Annotated in this window: 17 protein-coding genes and 1 rRNA gene; 8 read left to right on the top strand and 10 right to left on the bottom strand. The window is 64.2% G+C overall.

Annotated features, from left to right (window positions below; genetic code table 11):
- Nucleotides 1-165: 165 nt before the first annotated feature.
- From OKB81_RS03945 to OKB81_RS03930, 4 genes are all read right to left on the bottom strand, one after another.
- On the bottom strand, nucleotides 166-819 hold the full coding sequence (locus OKB81_RS03945; protein ID WP_042864384.1) for a DUF799 domain-containing protein: 654 nt from the start codon (nucleotides 817-819) through the stop codon (nucleotides 166-168).
- Entirely contained in the window at nucleotides 816-1,175 is a 360-nt protein-coding gene (locus tag OKB81_RS03940) for a DUF4810 domain-containing protein (protein ID WP_080989864.1), read from the bottom strand. The genes OKB81_RS03945 and OKB81_RS03940 overlap by 4 nt, the downstream gene beginning before the upstream one ends.
- 11 nt (nucleotides 1,176-1,186) lie before the next feature.
- Nucleotides 1,187-1,858, bottom strand: coding sequence for a CsgG/HfaB family protein (locus OKB81_RS03935; protein WP_160838970.1), 672 nt, complete (start codon nucleotides 1,856-1,858; stop codon nucleotides 1,187-1,189).
- Nucleotides 1,859-1,947: 89 nt separating this feature from the next.
- Complete coding sequence (locus tag OKB81_RS03930) at nucleotides 1,948-2,856, bottom strand: LysR family transcriptional regulator (protein WP_160838968.1); 909 nt, start codon at nucleotides 2,854-2,856, stop codon at nucleotides 1,948-1,950.
- 245 nt (nucleotides 2,857-3,101) lie between these two features.
- On the opposite strand from OKB81_RS03930, the gene OKB81_RS03925 reads away from it, so the two are divergent.
- Nucleotides 3,102-4,328 (top strand): MFS transporter, encoded by a 1,227-nt coding sequence (locus OKB81_RS03925; protein WP_160838966.1) that lies wholly within the window; start codon nucleotides 3,102-3,104, stop codon nucleotides 4,326-4,328.
- 8 nt (nucleotides 4,329-4,336) lie between these two features.
- Here the strand turns inward: OKB81_RS03925 and OKB81_RS03920 are convergent, their stop codons facing one another.
- Nucleotides 4,337-4,798: a hypothetical protein gene (locus tag OKB81_RS03920; RefSeq protein ID WP_160838964.1), complete on the bottom strand. Its 462-nt coding sequence runs from the start codon at nucleotides 4,796-4,798 to the stop codon at nucleotides 4,337-4,339.
- A 150-nt stretch (nucleotides 4,799-4,948) separates the two neighbouring features.
- Here OKB81_RS03920 and OKB81_RS03915 point away from each other — a divergent pair, with 150 nt between their 5' ends.
- Both OKB81_RS03915 and OKB81_RS03910 read left to right on the top strand, forming a co-directional pair.
- Entirely contained in the window at nucleotides 4,949-5,857 is a 909-nt protein-coding gene (locus OKB81_RS03915) for an SAM hydrolase/SAM-dependent halogenase family protein (RefSeq protein ID WP_160838962.1), read from the top strand.
- 385 nt (nucleotides 5,858-6,242) lie between these two features.
- Nucleotides 6,243-8,138 carry a PhoX family protein gene (locus OKB81_RS03910; protein WP_160838960.1) on the top strand — a complete coding sequence of 632 codons (1,896 nt, stop codon included), beginning with the start codon at nucleotides 6,243-6,245 and terminating at the stop codon, nucleotides 8,136-8,138.
- Between the two features lie 658 nt (nucleotides 8,139-8,796).
- On the opposite strand, the gene OKB81_RS03905 is transcribed toward OKB81_RS03910, so the two are convergent.
- Together OKB81_RS03905 and OKB81_RS03900 are read right to left on the bottom strand one after the other, a co-directional pair.
- On the bottom strand, nucleotides 8,797-10,746 hold the full coding sequence (locus OKB81_RS03905; RefSeq protein ID WP_442865962.1) for a MacB family efflux pump subunit: 1,950 nt from the start codon (nucleotides 10,744-10,746) through the stop codon (nucleotides 8,797-8,799).
- 2 nt (nucleotides 10,747-10,748) lie between these two features.
- Nucleotides 10,749-11,906, bottom strand: coding sequence for an efflux RND transporter periplasmic adaptor subunit (locus OKB81_RS03900; RefSeq protein ID WP_109112560.1), 1,158 nt, complete (start codon nucleotides 11,904-11,906; stop codon nucleotides 10,749-10,751).
- Nucleotides 11,907-12,054: 148 nt separating this feature from the next.
- Between OKB81_RS03900 and OKB81_RS03895 the strand changes: the two genes are divergently transcribed.
- Together OKB81_RS03895 and OKB81_RS03890 are read left to right on the top strand one after the other, a co-directional pair.
- A complete protein-coding gene (locus OKB81_RS03895; protein ID WP_010672948.1) occupies nucleotides 12,055-12,735 on the top strand; it encodes a response regulator transcription factor in 681 nt (226 codons plus the stop codon).
- 14 nt (nucleotides 12,736-12,749) lie between these two features.
- The gene (locus OKB81_RS03890; RefSeq protein WP_202395286.1) at nucleotides 12,750-14,069 is read left to right on the top strand and encodes a HAMP domain-containing sensor histidine kinase; all 1,320 of its coding nucleotides are present in this window, start codon (nucleotides 12,750-12,752) and stop codon (nucleotides 14,067-14,069) included.
- A gap of 89 nt (nucleotides 14,070-14,158) precedes the next feature.
- Here the strand turns inward: OKB81_RS03890 and OKB81_RS03885 are convergent, their stop codons facing one another.
- The 3 genes from OKB81_RS03885 to OKB81_RS03875 all read right to left on the bottom strand — a co-directional run bounded on the left by OKB81_RS03885 (nucleotide 14,159) and on the right by OKB81_RS03875 (nucleotide 15,571).
- Complete coding sequence (locus OKB81_RS03885) at nucleotides 14,159-14,569, bottom strand: DUF6515 family protein (protein WP_270663544.1); 411 nt, start codon at nucleotides 14,567-14,569, stop codon at nucleotides 14,159-14,161.
- A 1-nt stretch (nucleotide 14,570) separates the two neighbouring features.
- The gene (locus tag OKB81_RS03880) at nucleotides 14,571-14,864 is read right to left on the bottom strand and encodes a hypothetical protein (protein ID WP_109112557.1); all 294 of its coding nucleotides are present in this window, start codon (nucleotides 14,862-14,864) and stop codon (nucleotides 14,571-14,573) included.
- Between the two features lie 146 nt (nucleotides 14,865-15,010).
- The gene (locus OKB81_RS03875; RefSeq protein WP_041994991.1) at nucleotides 15,011-15,571 is read right to left on the bottom strand and encodes a gamma carbonic anhydrase family protein; all 561 of its coding nucleotides are present in this window, start codon (nucleotides 15,569-15,571) and stop codon (nucleotides 15,011-15,013) included.
- A 221-nt stretch (nucleotides 15,572-15,792) separates the two neighbouring features.
- Between OKB81_RS03875 and OKB81_RS03870 the strand changes: the two genes are divergently transcribed.
- From OKB81_RS03870 to OKB81_RS03860, 3 genes are all read left to right on the top strand, one after another.
- Nucleotides 15,793-16,434 (top strand): ribonuclease T2 family protein, encoded by a 642-nt coding sequence (locus tag OKB81_RS03870; RefSeq protein ID WP_109112567.1) that lies wholly within the window; start codon nucleotides 15,793-15,795, stop codon nucleotides 16,432-16,434.
- Between the two features lie 203 nt (nucleotides 16,435-16,637).
- Complete coding sequence (locus OKB81_RS03865) at nucleotides 16,638-17,684, top strand: NAD(P)H-dependent flavin oxidoreductase (RefSeq protein WP_160839513.1); 1,047 nt, start codon at nucleotides 16,638-16,640, stop codon at nucleotides 17,682-17,684.
- A gap of 546 nt (nucleotides 17,685-18,230) precedes the next feature.
- Nucleotides 18,231-18,294: ribosomal RNA gene (locus OKB81_RS03860) — 16S ribosomal RNA — on the top strand; the annotation flags it as partial.

Below are 18,294 nucleotides of genomic sequence, written 5' to 3'. Positions count from 1 at the left end.
TCACCAGATGAAGTTGGTGGGGCGCCATGGGGTGTGCACAAAAATGAGCCAGCAATATCAAAAAGATAGACGATAAGATCGCATTCGATGGTGGGCGGGGAAAAGGGGGGGGGGGCTGAAACAAGAGGGCATGGCGCCCTCTTGTGTGGAGTGAGACGACGCGCCTTAGCGAGCCTGGTATTTCGGCGAGCGGGGGCCAGGGAGGATGCCGTTGGGCATGTCGGCACTGAGCAGCCTGACGCTGGTGATGCCGGCGATTTCATGGCCCTTGTCGGTCAGGGTGTTGGCAATCTGATTGACCACCGCCACCACCAGCATGCCGATGAGGCCGCCCCCCGAATTGCCCTGCTGCTCGGCACTGCTGGCGCTGGCACTGCCTTCCCACAGCAGCTTGCCGGTGCGCAGATCCACCAGGCGGGCACTGGCGGTGACCACTGTCTCGCTGGAGATGACCAGATAGCTGGTGCCGTACTCCTTGATGTCGAGGTAGAGGGCGGTATCGGCACCGTAGATCTCGTGGAGCTTCTTGATGGGCAGCGCCTGGATGTCGGCGGGCTCGGTCACGCCGTTCTGCCGGAACGTCTCGTTGGTGACCGCCACCGGCAGCACGTAATAGCCGGACTCGGCGAGCGGATAGGTGATCTGGGATTGCAGGCTGGGGCCCGCCTTGATGTCCGGCGAGTGATTCACCGGCGGCAGCACCAGAATGGAGGTCGGTTTGCTCTCCTTGAAGTTGCTGTAGTCGTAGCCGGGGCCCTGTGCACAGCCGCCCAGGAGGAGGGCGCCCAGCGTGAGGGCAAGGAGGGTGCGCAGGGTCATTGGGTCTCTCCCTTCTTGCTGGACATCAGGAAGTTCATGAAGGGGGCCGATTCGGGGAAGAGGCGCTTCTCGGTTTCGAACTGCTCGCGAGTCTGGGCATCCTTGCCGAGCTGGGCGTACAGCATGCCGAGGTGAGCGTGAAAGCCCGGTGGCACAGCCTGCCCCTTGGCGCTCGCTTCTTGCTGGTTTTTCTCCAGCGCATCGATCTGCGCTTCGACCCCGGTGTCGTCACCCTGCATGTGCTGGTAAACCACTCCCTGATATTGATCCCAGTTGTAGAGCGTCTGCGGCCCCTGGGCGCAGGCGCTCAGCAGCAGGCCGCTGACCAGCAGTAGAGAAGGACGGAACAGCGTCATCTCGTCTCTCCTCATTGGGCCGGGCGCCAGGCACCGGTCTCGATGCCGTTCACCAGATTGTTGACGGCCTCGCGGATGGCGAGATCCAGCACCTTGCCGTTCAGGGTGGAGTCGTAGCTGGCGGTGCCGCCGAAGCCGACGATCTCGCGGTTGGAGAGTTCGTACTCCCCGGCACCCTGGGAAGAGAAGACCACTTCCGAGGTGGTGACGTTGACGATGTTCAGGTTGACCTTGGCATAGGCGATCTGTGACTTGCCGCGACCCAGGATGCCAAACAGCTGATGATCGCCGACTTCCTTGCGACCAAACTCGGTGACGTCGCCGGTGACCACGTAGTCGGCGCCCTTGAGTTGCTGGGCCTGTTGCTTGATCCCGGCTTCGGCCTGGATCTCCGCCATGTTGTCGCGATCCAGTACGCTGAAGCGGCCGGTCTGTTGCAGGTGGGTGATCAGCACGGTTTTCGCCTGGCTGCCCAGCCGGTCCACGCCGTCGGAGAAGATGCCACGCATGTAGCTGGAACGGTTGTCGAACTTGCCGACGGCGATGGGGCTGCGTGCGCCCTGATAGTGGCTCTGATAGGAGGCAACCTTGGGTACCTCCAGGGTGTGCGACGACTCGCTCGCACAGGCTGTCAGCAAGCCCGCCATCAGGATGACACTGGATGAAACAACAAACTTCTTCATGTAAGGCCCCGTTATCAAAGGAAAAAACAGCGGCGGACTCTAACATGGTTCGTTGCGAAGAAAGTGCCCCGTATGGGGGGCATACCCGCTCAATCCCTGTGCGTTTGACAGGGGGTGGCGGGTGACCGGGTCTGTTGCAGGGGCTGGAACACCTCCTCCAGGGCTGCCACCAGGGCGCGCATTCGGCCCGTCTTCTGCACATCCGGGTGCAGCACCATCCAGATGTCGATGGGATCGTGCTGGTCAGGCAGCAGGCGCACCAGGGCGGGGTCTTCTTCGGCGAGGAAGGTGGAGAGCAGGACAATGCCGAGCCCCTGCCGGGCGGCGGCCATCAGGACTAGCTGGGCATTGCTCTGCAGGACCACGTTGGGCTCGTGGAGCGGTTCGCCGCATAGACTCAGCCAGTGACGGGCTACCAGCTCTTTGGGAAAGAGCAGCAGGTCGTGCTCTTGCAGTGCCTGACCCGAGCGGGGCGTGCCCCGCCTGGCCAGGTAGTCGGGAGAGGCGTAGAGCCCCATCTTGATGGTGGCGAGCCGTTTGACCACGAGATCTCCCTGCTCGGGGCGCACGCTGCGAATGGCGAGATCCGCCTCCTGATTGGGGATGTCGCTCACGCTGACGGCGGTCAGCAACTTGAGGCGGATGCCGGGGTGGCGCTGGCGCAGCAGGCTGAAGGCCGGCAGCACGAAGCCCTGGGCCAGGGTATCCGTGGTGGCGATGCAAAGCTCCCCTTCCAGCTCCCCCAGGCTCGCGGTGCGCATCATGGCCAGGGCCGCCTGCGCCATGGCCTCGGCCTGGGGCAGCAGCGCTTCCCCCAGGGGGCTGGGGCGATAGTGTCTGGGGGTGCGGATAAACAGCTTGGCCCCCAGCTGCTGCTCGAGCAGGGTGATCCGTCGCCCGACGGTGGCCTGATCCACCCCGAGCTCGAGTCCGGCCTGCCGCAGGCTGCCCCGCCGTGCCAGGGCCAGGAAGAAGCGGGCATCGTCCCAGTTGATCATGCTTGCTCCTCACTCAAGCAGAACGCCCGATTGGCGCCGCAATATTAGATGCCAGCGGGGATGGCAGCACAAGGGGATAGACCGGGTCCGGTGCGTGCCTGCGGCTCCCCGGCCAAGGGCGCGTGCCACCCGACGTGATGCAGGATTGAGTCGGCGTGATGCAGAACTGCCGCAGTCCGGGGTGGGCGGGATCGCTATGATGTCGCTCCCGATTGCGGTTTCATTCGTCTGCCACTGGAGTGTCCATGTCTGTCTCAAGCGTCCCGGCTTGCGAGCCAGGTCAGGTTGTCCATTCTCGTCTGCGCTGGTTTCTCTCCCTCGCCCTGATGTCGGCCCTGCTCAACAGCAGCGTGCCTACCCCGCTCTATCCCCATTACCAGGCGGCGCTGGCTCTGAGCGATCTCGGCCTCAGCCTCATCTATGGCGGCTATGCGGGGGGCGTGCTCATCGCCTTGTTCGGGGTGGGCAACCTGGCAGGACGCGTGGCGGATCTGCGCACCCTGATCCTGCCTGCCCTGGTGGCGGTCGGGGGCGGGGCCCTGCTCTTCTCCCTGGCCGACAGCTTCTGGACCCTTTTGCTGGCGCGGGTCCTGGCCGGGATTGGCACGGGCACCCTGACCGGCGCCGCCAATGTGGCGCTGCTGCGTTTTGGCCCCAGGGATGGGGGCAAGCGGGCGGCGCTGAGCGCCACATTATCGTTCACCGCCGGGCTGGCCCTTGGCCCCGTGTTCAGCGGGCTGGCGCTGCAGCAGGATCTCTACCCGACCACGCTGCCGTTTTTGCTGATCCTGGGGATGGCGGCCTGCGCCATCGGGGGGCTGGTGTTGAGCTGGCCCAAAGGGGTGAGGGCGACGGAGGCCGCCCCGAGCGGGCAGGGGGGCGGATCCCTGGGGGAGGGGCTCAGGGCCACGGGGGCCGGGTTCTTCCTTTGCGCCCTGGCGCTCTTCACCGCCTGGGCGGTGGCGGCCAGTTTGCTGGCCATGGGTCCCAAGGTGGTGAGCGAGATGCTGGGCATGACGGATCTGGGGCTGTTCGGCTACCTCGTCGCGGCCTATTTGGTCTTCTCTGGGCTTTGCCAGCTCTGGGCCCGTCGCCTCGATGCCCGCCATACCCTGCAAAGCGGCGTGCTGGCCCTGGCGCTGTGCGTGCTGCTCTTTGCCGGGGCCGTTCACGGCCTGCCCAGCTGGCTGGCGGGACTCGGGCTGCTGGTGGCGGGCTATGCCCAGGGGGCCGTGTTCGTGGGCAGTGCGACCCTGATCAATCGCATCGCGCCCCCGGCCAGCCACGCGCGGCTGCTCTCCCTCTTCTATGTGATCGCCTATGTGGCGAACTGGGTACCCGTGTTGCTGGGCTGGGTGAGCGACGGGGCCGGCCTTGGGGTCGCGCTGGATCTGCTCTTCGTCGGCAGCACCCTGACAAGCCTCTGGTTGGCGTGGGCGGTGTCTCGGCGGCGCTTCGAACCCGCTGTGTGACAGGGGGATCACCCATCGACCAGGACGACGCTCCCGGCATCCAGGTGGTGCATCCACTCCCGCAGGATCAGCAGGGCGGCGGCGATGCGCTTCTCCCTCGGCAACTGGGCCGAGGCCAGGGGATCCCCCTCCACCATGGCGGCAAGCTGGCCGAACAACCGCTCAATGTTTTCCCGGCTCTGCACCCGGTTGCCGAGCACCTCGGTCAGGGGCTCCGGGCTTTGCAGGTGCAGCACGGGGTGGGGCGGGATCCGTGCCGCGAGGGGCATCAGTACATCCTCCACTACCATGATGGCCTGCTCAAGCTCCAGGGGTGTCGGCGGATCCCGGCGAAAGGGTCCCGGGGTCAGGGCATCGAGCCCCAGTGTCAATGCAAATGTCTGGCTGGTGCCATCGGCCGCGGTGAGCGCGACCTGGCTTCGGGTATTGCCCAGGCTCAGCAAAATGGTGTCGTGATGCTCTCTGGTCATCTGATGTGCTCCCGGCGTTGGATGCCCCATGGATACACCCGCACAGGGCGGATTAGCGAGTCATTTCGCCCCCCATTCGGGCATCAGGGGTTGCAAAGATTCCCATGAGTGGCAATCTGGACGTCCAAACGTCTTTGAAGGAGCCCTGACATGGATATTCGTATCGTCCCCCGCGCCCTCGTGCTCGCCCTCTCTCTGGTGGGGGCGAGTGCCCTTGCCAACGAGGCTCTGGTGTTCCAGACCGACTTCGGTCTCAAGGATGGCGCCGTCTCGGCCATGAAGGGGGTCGCCTTCGGGGTGGACCGCACCCTGCCGCTCCATGACCTGACCCACGAGATCCCGGCCTACAACATCTGGGAAGCCTCCTACCGCCTCTATCAGACCCTGCAATACTGGCCCGCGGGTACCGTCTTCGTCAGCGTGGTGGACCCCGGTGTCGGCACCGAACGCAAGTCGGTGGTACTCAAGACCAGGAGCGGCCACTACATCGTCAGCCCGGACAACGGCACCCTGACCCTGGTGGCGGAGCACTTCGGCATTGAGGCGGTGCGCCAGATCGACGAGAAGACCAACCGCCTCAAGGGCTCCGAGAAGTCCTATACCTTCCACGGCCGCGACGTCTACGCCTACACCGGCGCGCGCCTTGCCTCCAGTGCCATCAGCTTCGAGCAGGTGGGGCCTCTGCTGCCCGCCGAGGTGGTGACCATCCCCTATCAGCCTGCGGTGGCCGAGCAAGACGGTACCCTCAAGGGCACCATTCCGATCCTGGACGTGCAGTACGGCAACGTCTGGACCAATATCGACGACAGCCTGCTGACCAAGGCGGGTATCCACAAAGGCGACAACGCCTGCATCAGGATCAGCGAAGGGGATGCGCTGAAATACGAGGGCAAGGCCCCCTACGTCAGCAGCTTTGGCGATGTGCCGGAGGGCCAGCCCCTGGTCTACCTCAACAGCCTGTTGCAGGTGTCGGTGGCCCTGAACATGGACAGCTTCGCCGCCAAACATCAGGTGCAATCCGGCGCCAACTGGCATATCAGCCTGAAGAAGTGCAATTAGACGCTGCCATCGGGCGCTATCCGGTACAAACGGGCATAGCAGTCTGAAGAAGTGCAACTAGACGCTGCCATCGGGCGCTATCCGGTACAAACGGGCATAGCAGTCTGAAGAAGTGCAACTAGACGTTGCCATCGGGCGCTATCCGGTACAAACGGGCATAGCAGTCTGAAGACGTGCGGCTAGATAGAGGGGAGAGCTTCTGTCGGCGATGTGTCTCTTGGGGCGGTGGGACTGGTGTCCACCGCCCCTTGTCGTTGGCGGTGGCGTCTTGCCGGGCCAGCCGGTTATCTCATCATTTGTCATCCTCGTTTAATAAAGCGCTGCCATGCTGTGGCCGGACGCTGTGATGACGCAATGATTGCGCCGAGATAACAAGGAAAAGCCGATGAGCCGTTTTGACGAGAAAGACAGTGCCAACCACCCCCGCGAGCAGGAGCCGGCATTCAACCGCCTCATCGAGGCGGGTCTCAGCCGCCGTGGCTTCCTCAAAGGGGTGGGCGCCGCCAGCATGGTGGCCTTCTTTGCCGCGAGCCCCGTGGCCCAGGCCGTGGCTGCCGCCACCCGGCCGCTGCTTGGCTTCCAGGCCGTGCCCGCCTCGGTGGCCGACACCATAGTGGTGCCGCCCGGCTACAAGGCCGAGGTGCTGATCGCCTGGGGAGATGCCCTCTTCCCCGATGCCCCCGCCTTTGCCCAGCGCAATGATGCCAAGGCCCAGGCCCGCCAGTTTGGCGACAACAACGACGGCATGAGCTTCTTCCCCCTGGGCCCGGATCGCGCCCTGCTCGCCGTCAACAACGAATACACCAACTACGAATATCTGTTCGCGGATGGCGGCAAGACCCTCAGTGCAGAGGCGGTCGCCAAGGCCCAGGCGGCCCACGGGGTCTCCCTGGTGGAGCTGGCGCGCATCGATGACAAGTGGCAGGCCAACCCCAAGGGGGCCCTCAACCGCCGCATCACCGCCACCACCCCCATGACATTGAGCGGCCCGGCGGCGGGCCATGCCCTGCTCAAGACCCAGGCCGACCCCGAGGGGCGCACCGCCCTTGGCACCTTCAACAACTGCGCCAACGGCCAGACCCCCTGGGGCACCTACCTCACCTGCGAGGAGAACTTCAACGGCTACTTCGGCAGTGCGGGCAAGCCGGTGCTGGACCAGCGCGCCGCCCGCTACGGCCTGGCCGCCGAGGATGCAGGCTTTGGCTGGCACAAATTTGACGAGCGGTTCGATCTCGCGAAGCATCCCCAGGAGCCGCACCGCTTCGGCTGGGTGGTGGAAATCGATCCCCGCGATCCCGCCTCCACCCCGAAGAAGCGTACCGCCCTTGGCCGCTTCAAGCATGAGAATGCGGCCTTCACCGTCAACCAGGATGGCCGCGCCGTGGTCTACCTCGGCGACGACGAGCGGGGCGAGCACATCTACCGCTTCGTCTCGAAGAACAAGGTGGCGCCGGGCAACGATCCTGCGAACCGGGATCTGTTGGACGAGGGCACCCTCTATGTGGCCCGCTTCGAGGCCAAGGAGGGGGAGCTCAAGGGCACCGGCCAGTGGCTGCCCCTGGTACACGGCCAGCACGGCCTGACCCGGAAGAACGGCTTCGCCGATCAGGGGGAGGTGCTCATCTTCGCCCGGGAGGCGGCGACCCGGCTCGGCGCCACCACCATGGACAGGCCCGAGTGGGTGGCCGTGCATCCCCACAGGGCCGAGGTCTACTGCACCCTGACCAACAACAAGAACCGCGGCATCAAGGAGAACCAACCTCTCGATGGCGCCAACCCCAGGGCCGAGAACCCCTATGGCCAGATCATCCGCTGGCGCCCGATGGGGGACGATCACGGGAGCGACAGCTTCGAGTGGGATCTCTTCCTGCTGGCGGGCAACCCCGGCGTGCACAAGGAGGGGCTGATGGCGGGCAGTGCCAACATCCATCCGGACAACATGTTCAACAGCCCGGACGGCATCGGCTTCGACGAGGCGGGGCGGCTCTGGATCCAGACCGACGGCGACTACTCCAACGAGAAGCAGTTTGCCGGCATGGGCAACAACCAGATGCTGTGCGCCGATCCCGCGAGCGGCGAGGTGCGCCGCTTCCTGACCGGCCCCGTGGCCTGCGAAATAACGGGCCTCACCTTCACGCCTGACTGGCGCACCCTGTTCGTCGGGGTGCAGCACCCGGGTGAGGAGGGGGCGCCCTCCCATTTCCCGGACGGCGGCACCGCCATTCCCCGCTCCGCCGTGTTGCGGATCACCCGGGACGATGGCGGCATCATCGGCGCCTGATGGCCCGGATAACCGCCTGGCCCGTGATGACAAGAGCCGCCTTCGGGCGCAATGCTGTTCACTTAAGAGAATTTGAGTTCCAGTCCACGTAGTATCAGGGCTAAAAAATGAGGGAGGCATGATGCCTCCCTCTTTCTATTGCAAGCCACGCTGGATAAAGGCTGAAGGAACATCGACTGGAAACAGCCTTGCTCCCCCAACTCAAGTCGCATTTATGAATAATTAGTCAAAAATGTGCTTATCTGAACAGCATTGCGCCTTCGGGCGGCTTTTTTTGTGGGTGTGGCGGGCGGGAGACAAAAAAAGACCGGGTACGGGACCCGGTCAAAGAACCCGCGCAGTCTGGGAAGAAGTACGGGCGTTCAGGCTTGGTGGCGGGGCCGCGCATCGGCCCCCGATCCGGTGTCGGGGTGAGTGGCGTCACCCCGGCGTCAAGGCGCAATGCTGTTCACTTAAGAGAATTTGAGTTCCAGTCCACGTAGTATCAGGGCTAAAAATGAGGGAGGCATGATGCCTCCCTCTTTCTATTGCAAGCCACGCTGGATAAAGGCTGAAGGAACATCGACTGGAAACAGCCTTGCTCCCCCAACTCAAGTCGCATTTATGAATAATTAGTCAAAAATGTGCTTATCTGAACAGCATTGGGCGTCAAGGCGGGCTATTCGCGCTCCAGTGCGTGGATGGGATCCAGCCTGGCGGCCCGGCGGGCCGGGGCGAAGCCGAAGATCACCCCGATCAGGCTGGCGCAGAGGCAGGCCACCCCCATGGCGGCAAGGGAGTAGCTCATCCAGACGCCGCTGCTGAAGTGGTCGAACAGTTGGCCCAGCACCAGGGAGAGGACGATGCCGAGCACGCCCCCCAGCAGGCAGATCAGCACGGCTTCAATGAGGAACTGCTGCTGGATGTCCCGGGTCCGGGCGCCGACCGCCATCCGCACCCCTATCTCCCGGGTGCGCTCGGTGACCGAGACCAGCATGATGTTCATCACCCCTATGCCCCCGACGATCAGGGAAATGAGGGCGATGAGGGCGATCAGCGTGGTCAGGGTGGCGCTGGTCTGGCTGATGGTCTGGCGGATGCTGTCGGTGTTGAGCAGGAAGAAGTCCTGGCTGCCGTGGCGCAGGGTGAGCAGGCGGCTGATGCCATCCTGGGCGGCGTCCAGGCTCACCTCGTCCCGCACCCGCACGCTGATGCTGCGCAGATGGCTCTGCCCCAGCAGGCGGCTCATGGCGGTGGTATGAGGGATCCAGACGTTGAGGGTCTCGTCGCTGCCAAAGCCGCTCTGGTTCTTGATGGCGACCCCGATCACCCGGCAGGGCAGATCCCCCAGCAGGATCACCTGGCCCAGGGGGGACTGGGTCGGGGCGAACAGCTTGTCCCGGGTGTGCTCGTCGATCACCACCTCCTGGGCCAGGCTCTCCTCGCTCTGGCGATCGAAGCCCATGCCCTGGGCCAGTCGATAGCCCCGGACCTGGAAGAACTGGGCGCCGACCCCGTTGATGGTGCCGGAGACGGCGGTACTGCCAAGGCGCAGGGGGGCGCTGGTGCTGAGGCTGGGGGTGACGCTGTGCACGTAGTCCAGCCCGGCGATGGCCTCGGCGTCCCCGATCCTCAGGGTCTGTATGGTGGCGGAGCGCATGTCCCCGAAGCCGCGACCGGGGAACACCTCCAGAGTGCTGGTGCCCATGGCGTTGATGTTCTCCAGCACCCGCTCCCGGGAGCCCTGGCCGAGGGCCACCACGGTCACGACCGAGGCGATACCTATGATGATGCCGAGCATGGTGAGAAAGGTGCGCAGAGGCTGGGCAACCATGGCCCGCAGCGCCATTCGCAGGGCATTGCCGAGCCCCGCCATCAGCGGGATCTGCCCCCTGGCGGACGTCTTGGTGGCGGCCTGGGTCGCCTGGGGAAGGGCCTGTGGCTCGCGCGTGCGGCGATCGGCGATCACTCGGCCATCTTTCAGTTCGATGATCCGCTCGGCGTGGCGGGCGATGTCCATGTCGTGGGTGACGATCACCAGGGTGTGGCCCTGGCGATGCAGAGCTTGAAGGCTCGCCATCACCTCGGCGCAGCTCTGGCTGTCGAGGGCCCCGGTCGGCTCGTCGGCCAGGATCACCTCGCCGCCGTTGATGAGGGCCCGGGCGATGCTGACCCGCTGCTGCTGGCCGCCGGAGAGCTGGCTTGGCTTGTGTTCGAGCCGGCTGGCGAGGCCGAAGCGGGTCAGCAGGGCCTCGGCCCGCTGGCGTCGCTCGGCCGGATCCAGACCGGCGTAGAGGGCGGGCACTTCCACATTGGTGCGGGCATCGAGATCCGCCAGCAGGTGATAACGCTGGAAAATGAAGCCGAAGTGCTCCCGGCGCAGGGCGGCGAGCTCGTCCCGGCTGAGGGTGGCAGTATCGCGCCCGGCCACCAGATAGGCCCCCTCGCTCGGCTGATCCAGGCAGCCCAGCAGGTTCATCAGGGTGGATTTGCCGGAGCCCGAAGCGCCGACGATGGCCACCATCTCTCCACGGGCGATCGCCAGCTCGATGCCATCGAGCACGGTGACGGTGCGCTCACCCTCTTTGAAGTGGCGGCGGATGCCCCGCAGTTGCAACAAGGCGCCCATGGTCACATCCCCATGGGGGGCGGCATGCCCCCGGCGGCGTTGCTCTGGCCTGCGTTCACTTCGCTGACGATGACCCGCTCACCGGTGCTCAGGCCCGACAGGATCTGGGCATCCACCTTGTTGTTCAGGCCGACCTTGACCCGGCGCAGGCTGATCCGGCCTCCGTCGTCGATCACCCTGACCTGATCCCCCTGCAGGGCGATGGCCGGGATCACCAGCGCATCTTTGAGCCGGGCGACCACCAGATAGACCTGGGCCGTCATGCTGATCCTGAGCTGACCGTCCTGGTTGGGCACCTCGAACAGGCCGTGATAATAGATGGCGCTGCTGTCGCTGCTGCTGGTGGTGTCGTCGTCATTGATGGTGTCGGGGGCGGGCTCGATGGCCCGCAGGGATCCCTCGAAGCGGCGCTGGCTGTTGCCAAGAATGGTGAAATAGACCGGCATGCCGACCCGGACGTTGATGACGTCGGCCTCGGAGATCCTGGCCTCCACCGTCATGGTGTCGAGCTGGGCAATCTTGAGCAGGGTAGGGGTGCTCTGGCTGGCGTTGAGGGTCTGCCCCTCCTCCACCGGCATGGCCACCACGGTACCGGAGAGGGGGGCCAGGATCCGGGTATACCCCAGGTTGACCCGGGCTGTGTCCACCGCGATCTCGGCCTGCACCCGCTGGGCGTTGAGGGCCCGGATATCGGCCAGGGTCTCGTCCAGGGTCGCCTTGGCGCTGTCATGGTCGGCCGTGCTGCCAAGACCTCTTGCGACGATCTGCCGCTGGCGCTGGTATGCCAGGCGGGCATTGCGAAGGGTGGCCTCTTTGGAATCCAGCTGGGCCTGGAGGTTGTCGCGCTGGGCCAGGGCATCCTTGAGGGCGTTCTGCTGGGGCAGATCGTCGATCTCGACCAGCAGCTCCCCCTGTTTGACCTCCTGCCCCAGAGTCACGTGCAGTTTCTTGATCTGGCCCGACACCTGGGCGCCCACGCTCACCTGCTTGCGCGCCTTCAGGGTGCCGTCCGCCATGATGAGCTGCTCCAGATCCCGGATCTTTGCGCTGGCGGTGATGTAGTCGCTGGCGGGTGCCTTGGCCTGGGGGCGCCAGGCCAGCAACAGGGCGAGGGCGCACAGGGGCAGCAGCCAGAAGAGACGAGGGGAGAACGTGGGCATGACAACCTGTATCCTGAATGACGATCACGGCGGCACTCTACCCCAGAGCCGGGTTAAGGCTCTTTGCGCCAAGCGTAAGGGTTTCGTAAAAATGGCTGCCAAGTGCGTGGCAAGCGGCGAAAATGGCCGCCGACAAGGGAGACCGCATATGAAGATCCTGCTGGTGGATGACGATGCCGAACTGGGCGCCATGTTGAGTGAATACCTGGGGGGAGAAGGGTTTGATACCACCCAGGTGCTGACCGGAGGGGAAGGTGTGCACCATGCCCTCTCCGGCCGTTACAGCGCCCTGCTGCTGGATGTGATGCTGCCCGACTTGAGCGGCACCGAGGTGCTGCGCCAGGTGCGCCAGCGCAGCCGCCTGCCGATCATCATGCTGACCGCCAAGGGGGACAACGTGGATCGAGTGGTGGGACTGGAGATGGGGGCCGATGACTATGTGCCCAAACCCTGCTACCCCAGGGAGCTGGTGGCCCGGCTGCGGGCCGTTCTGCGGCGGGTCAACGAGGGGGGGAGCGCAACCCCCTCGCCGGATGCCCTCATCCTGGGGGATCTGACGGTCACCCCGGCCAACCGGGTCTGTCTCTGGCAGGGGGAGCCACTGGAGCTGACCGCCACCGAGTTCAACATGCTGGTGTTGCTGGTGCGAGCACCGGAGCAGGTGGTCACCAAGGACACCCTCTCCCTGCAAGGGGTAGGGCGCCCGAGGGAGGCCTATGATCGCAGCGTCGATGTGCACATCTGCAACCTGAGGCAGAAACTGCAGCAAAAAGCGGGGGAGGCCGTCACCATAGAGACGGTGCGCAGCATAGGGTACAAGATACGGTGATCCTCAAGGGACGTTTGTTCTGGAAGATTCTGCTGGGGTTCTGGCTGGCCATCGTGCTGGTCAGCCAACTGCTCTGGCTCGGTTTTCGTGCCGAGCGTGACCCCCCGGAAGAGCACCTGGCCCAGCAGTTGGCGAGCCAGCATCTGGAGATGGCGGCAGCCGTGCTGGCAAAGGGGGGAATCGAGGCTGCGACGGCATTGAGCCAGGCCATGTCGCCGCCGTTGCTGCAGATAACACTCCTTGATGTCTCCGATGCGCCTCCCCGGCCAGCGCCCCGGGCATCCAGGCTGCCAGCCTCCGGGGAACCTGGCCCGGGCAGCGTGCTGACACGCACCGTGATTGCCAGCGACGGGCAGACCTATCTGCTGCAGACCAGAGCGGACCCGCGCGTCCTCCCCGGCGGGCTTGCTCCCGGCCCCCTCTCCTGGCTCAACATTCCTCCGCCCATGCTCTGGATTGGCGGCCTGGGGGGACTCTTGTTCAGCATTCTGTTCGCCTGGCACCTGACCCGGCCCATGAACGCCCTGCGGCGCAGCTTCGATCGGGTAGCCAGAGGGGATCTGGAGGTCAGACTCTGGCCCGCTCTGCGCTGGCGCCGGGACGAGCTGACGGAGGTGGCGAAGGAGTTCGATCTCATGGTGGAGCGGTTGCAGCAACTGGTCGAGGGGCGCGAGCAGCTGCTTCACGACGTCTCCCACGAGCTGCGATCCCCCCTGGCCCGCATCCAGATGGCCATCGGCCTGGCGGAGCAGCGCCCGGAGAAGGCGAGCGACGCCCTGGCGCGGATCCGGCTCGAGACGGAGCGGATGGACAGGATGATAGGGGAGCTGCTGACCCTCTCCCGTGCCGAGCAGGGCCACGGGCTTGAGCAGAGCCACTACGACCTGCTGGCGCTGGTGGAGACCGTCGTCCAGGATGCCAGGTTCGAAGCCCAGCAATCCGGAGTCGAGATAGCGCTCGAGGCGGCGCTGGGGGAGGGTTGCCTCCTGCTGGGGCATGCCGAGCTGGTGCGCCGCGCCGTGGATAATGTGGTGCGCAACGCCCTGCGTTTCTCGCAGTCGGGCCAGATGGTGAATGTTCGCGTGCTGCGCCTGGGCCAGGAGATGCAGCTCTCCATCGCCGATCGGGGGCCCGGGGTGGAGGAGGGGAAGCTGGCGGGGATCTTCGACCCCTTCGTGCGCATCGGCTCACCCCGCATGGGCAAGGGCTACGGGCTCGGGCTCGCCATCGCCCGCAAGGCGGTGATTCTGCAGGGCGGTACCATCCAGGCGCGCAATCGCGCACAGGGGGGGCTGAGAGTGACCATGACGCTGCCAGTGCATGACCCGTCCTGAGGTACGCGGCTCAGACCCGAGTGGGGTAAAACCCCTGTAATGAAAGAGGGGGCCAAGGCCCCCTGCTCGTATCTGTTCCTCCGTGCGATTCAGCGCAGCGCCGCTGGCGGCGGCACCTCGGTGTAGCGCCCGTCTATTTCTCGCAGGTAGTAGTGACCCTCCCTGACGTAATAGCGGCGGCCATCCAGATCAAGAGGGATGAGCCCTGTCTCTGCCACCACCAGGACCTGAGGAGGCGGGGAGACCACCACATAGTGGTTCTCCTGCCGGCGGTAGAAAATGCCGTCGAGCACATAGTAGGTGAGCCCGGCCAGCAGCAGTGTTTCCACCCCTCCCGGCAGCCTGTCGACGCGGTGGCCGAAGCCAGGGCCAGCCCCATGGCCGTACTGCGGGGCAGGGCTCTCCCATCCGCCCGGTCTGCCAATGTTCCCCGGACCCGCCATGGCGGGCAGGGCGATGGCCATGGCAAGCAGCCAGAGTGAAGGGCGGTGCAGACTCATCTCACTGCCCCTTGAGCGGCGCACCGGCGGGCTGGGGTTTGAGTGGCTGGGGCGGCAGTTCGCGCACGCTGACCGTGACCTCGTAGCGGGTATCCGGCTTGGCGGCATCAATGTTTTTGGACAGCGCCTGGACCAGGGCCTGGGGATCCGCCCCCTGCTTGCTGGCGTGATAGAGCACGGAGGAGGACGGTGTCATGGGGCCTCCTTGGCGGGCGCCCATCGGGGGCGGCATCTCGCCTGCATGAAGGAGCGTGGTGCCCAGCAGCAGGGCAAGGGCGACAGGATAGCGTGACATGATGATGACTCCATTGATGGGAACGCCCCCATCAAACGCGACGCGTGCGCCCGGCTCAACCACCTTTACACCCTCTTTTCGCCCTCTTTACAGTTGTGACAACGGGCGCCGTGGCGCTCGTTGTGTGTCGTGAACCGCTCGCCGGATCAAAACTCGTTGGAGAGCGCCTTGTAACCCTTGACGAGGTCGATGTTGGTGTGAGCCACATCCTCGGAGAACTCGGTGGCGTCCACGGTGACGCGCGGGATCTGCGCCAGATCGCTCTGCTGGTTGATGCGGGTGGTGGAGGGGACATAGAAGCCGGGGGGAATATCGCAGCCATCGACCACGGAGTTGTGGCGCACCACGGACCCTTCGCCGATGTGGCAGTTGAACAGCACGCTGTTGAAGCCGATGAAGACCCGGTTACCCACTTCGCAGGGGCCGTGGACGATGCTGCGGTGGGCGATGGAGCTGAACTCGCCGATGGTGACGGCAGCGCCGGATTTGGAGTGGATGACGACGCCATCCTGAATGTTGGAGTTGGCGCCGATGACGATGGGTTCCATGTCACCGCTCTCGTCCACTTCGTCTGCGCGGATCACGGCATAGGGGCCGACAAACACGTTCTCCTTGATGATCACCTTGCCACAGATGATGGCGGTCTTGTCGATATAGGCGGATTCGTCGATAACGGGCAGGTGACCTGAGGGATTCTTGCGGATCATGTTACGTCCTGTTGCTGATGAAATCGGGGAAACGTGGCGCGTCATGAAGGCCCGCCGGAGAGCCAGCTTACGCCTCTGATCCGGCAGGGGAAACCTTTTATTGGTCTGACCCATAGTGAGTAAGGCCATTTTGAGCGATTGTTCTTTGACTCCCTGTTATGGGAGCATGAGGGCGCAAAATGGGGCGCAACCGGGTGCAAAGAGATGAGGGGGAACGAGAGATGAAGCAGGTCATGGTATGGCTGGTGGGGTCGCTGTTGTGGATCTCCGCCGCCCAGGGCAAAGGCTATGCGGGGGAGTTTGACTATTACGCCATGGCACTCTCCTGGTCGCCCGAGCATTGCGCCATCAAGCCAGGGGATCGGGAGCAGTGCGCCCGCAAGCTGGGGTTCGTGCTGCATGGGCTCTGGCCCCAGTATCAGCGCGGCTACCCCGCCAGCTGCACCCGCGAGCGGCTGGATGCGGATATGGAGCAACAGTTTGCCGGGCTCTACCCCAGCCGCTTCCTCTATCGCCATGAATGGGAGAAGCACGGCACCTGTTCCGGGCTGAGCCAGGAGGCATTTCACCAATTGGCCAGCGATCTGCGCCAGAAGGTGAAGATCCCGGCCGCCTATCAATCGCCGGAAGAGCCGCTGCGCAAAACCAGCTTCCAGCTCAAGGCCGATCTGGCGAGCGCCAACCCGTGGCTGGCCCCCGACAACATCACGGTGGCTTGCGCTGATGGGGGCCGTTTCCTGCGGGAGATCTACATCTGCATCAACAAGCAGGGAACGGATGCCGTCCCCTGCTCCGACGAGATGCAGAAGCGGGAGCGCCGCTCCTGTGGCCAGCCGGACTTCCTGCTGCGCAGCGTGCGTTGACACTTCACGTTCGGGCCCTTCGCGGGCCCGATGTGCAATGAACCTCAAGGAGCCTGATGGATGAAAGCCAAGACAGGATGTCTGGCCGGGAACTGGACAGGCGATATCGCCAGACGACGTGTCAGCACGTCAGGTGCGATCTGCCGACTCAACCCGCCTCTGGCGCACAATCAGACTGACCATCAGAAACAGGAAACCATCATATGACGCTCTTTGCCGAACTGGGGATGCGCTATCCCGTCATTCAGGCCCCCATGGCGGGCGTGCAGAACAGCGCCCTGGCGATGGCGGCGACCAGTGCGGGGGCACTGGGCTCCCTGCCTGCCGCCATGCTGAGTGGTGCCGAGCTGCACCAGGAGCTGAGCCGCCTCGCCGCCAGCGGGCCAGGCCCATACAACATCAACTTCTTTTGCCATCGGCAGCACGAGCCGGAACCGGCAGCGGAGCAGCGCTGGCGCCAGGTACTGTTACCCTATTACGCCGAGTTCGGGGTGGATGCCGCGGCGCCGTCGCGAGCCCCCTCTCGGGCCCCCTTCAATGACGAGCATGCGGCCCTGCTTGCAGAGTTCAGACCTGCCGTGGTCAGTTTCCACTTCGGCTTGCCCGAGCCCGAATTGCTTGCCCAGGTAAAAGCCACAGGCGCAAAAGTGTTTGCCAGCGCCACCACGGTGGCAGAAGCGCAGTGGCTTGCTGACCACGGAGCCGATGCCGTCATCGCCCAGGGGCTGGAGGCGGGTGGCCATCGCGGTCACTTCCTGAGTGAGGATCTCAGCTTGCAGCAGGGCACCTTTACCCTTCTGCCACAGGTAGTGGCGGCAGTAGCGATCCCGGTCATCGCCGCCGGGGGCATAGTCGACGGCAAGGGGATCAAGGCTGCCTTGGCACTGGGGGCCAGCGCAGTCCAGGTGGGAACGGCGTTCCTCTGCTGCCACGAGGCGACGACCTCGCCCCTGCACCGTGCGGCGCTGCAGGGGAGGCATGGCCAACACACCGCACTGACCAATCTGTTCAGCGGCCGTCCGGCGCGGGGCATAGTCAACCGCTTGATGCGGGAACTCGGCCCTCTTTCGGTGCTGCCGCCAGACTTCCCGTATGCCAGCGGCGCATTGGCTCCGTTGCGTGCCGCAGCCGAAAAGGCGGGTGACCGCGGTTTCTCGCCACTCTGGGCCGGGCAGAATATATCGGGCTGCCGCTCCATGGCGGCAGCCGAGCTGATCGCTGCCTGGGTTGCTGAGGCAGGACTGGTCTGAGCGTCACTTTGCGATTCTCTTCCTTTAAATACGGATTGATATGGTCAGCAACCCTTCGAACAGGAGACGGGCAGAGAGGAACGGGAGGTAATAGGGTGCAGAATGAGCCCTTCTGGGGCTTGCCCTGTGGGTAAGTCTGTATAAAAACTGTGTTTTGATATGAATAACTAAGAATTGGCATTTTTTCGCAATTTTATTGCGATGAGAGCTTGCCAATGTGATCTATGTCTCTATAATGCGCCTCCATCGACAGGGCAAGCGGCAACGCAAACAAGCCGGTCGGTAGCCTCGAAAAGCCTTTGAAAATAAGGCTTGACTCGAGAAGGCGGTTGAGTAGAATGCCACTCCCGCAGCAGCCAAAAGCTGCGTCGCTCTTTAACAATTTGAATCAAGCAATCTGTGTGGGCACTCGCAGCATCGAGCATCAAAAACAATTTTTGATATCAATGTCTGATGAAGTGACCAAAGCAACGAAAGTTGCAGCAGTTAATTCAGCAATTCATTGAGCCGCCAACTCCTTGGTAACAAAGAGTGGCAACCAAACTTAAATTGAAGAGTTTGATCATGGCTCAGATTGAACGCTGGCGGCAGGCCTAACACATGCAAGTCG

Source organism: Aeromonas sp. QDB56, from assembly GCF_027705505.1.
Classification (GTDB): domain Bacteria; phylum Pseudomonadota; class Gammaproteobacteria; order Enterobacterales; family Aeromonadaceae; genus Aeromonas; species Aeromonas caviae.
The sequence above is the reverse complement of the archived record's forward strand: the minus strand, read 5'-3'. Positions and strand labels throughout refer to the sequence as shown.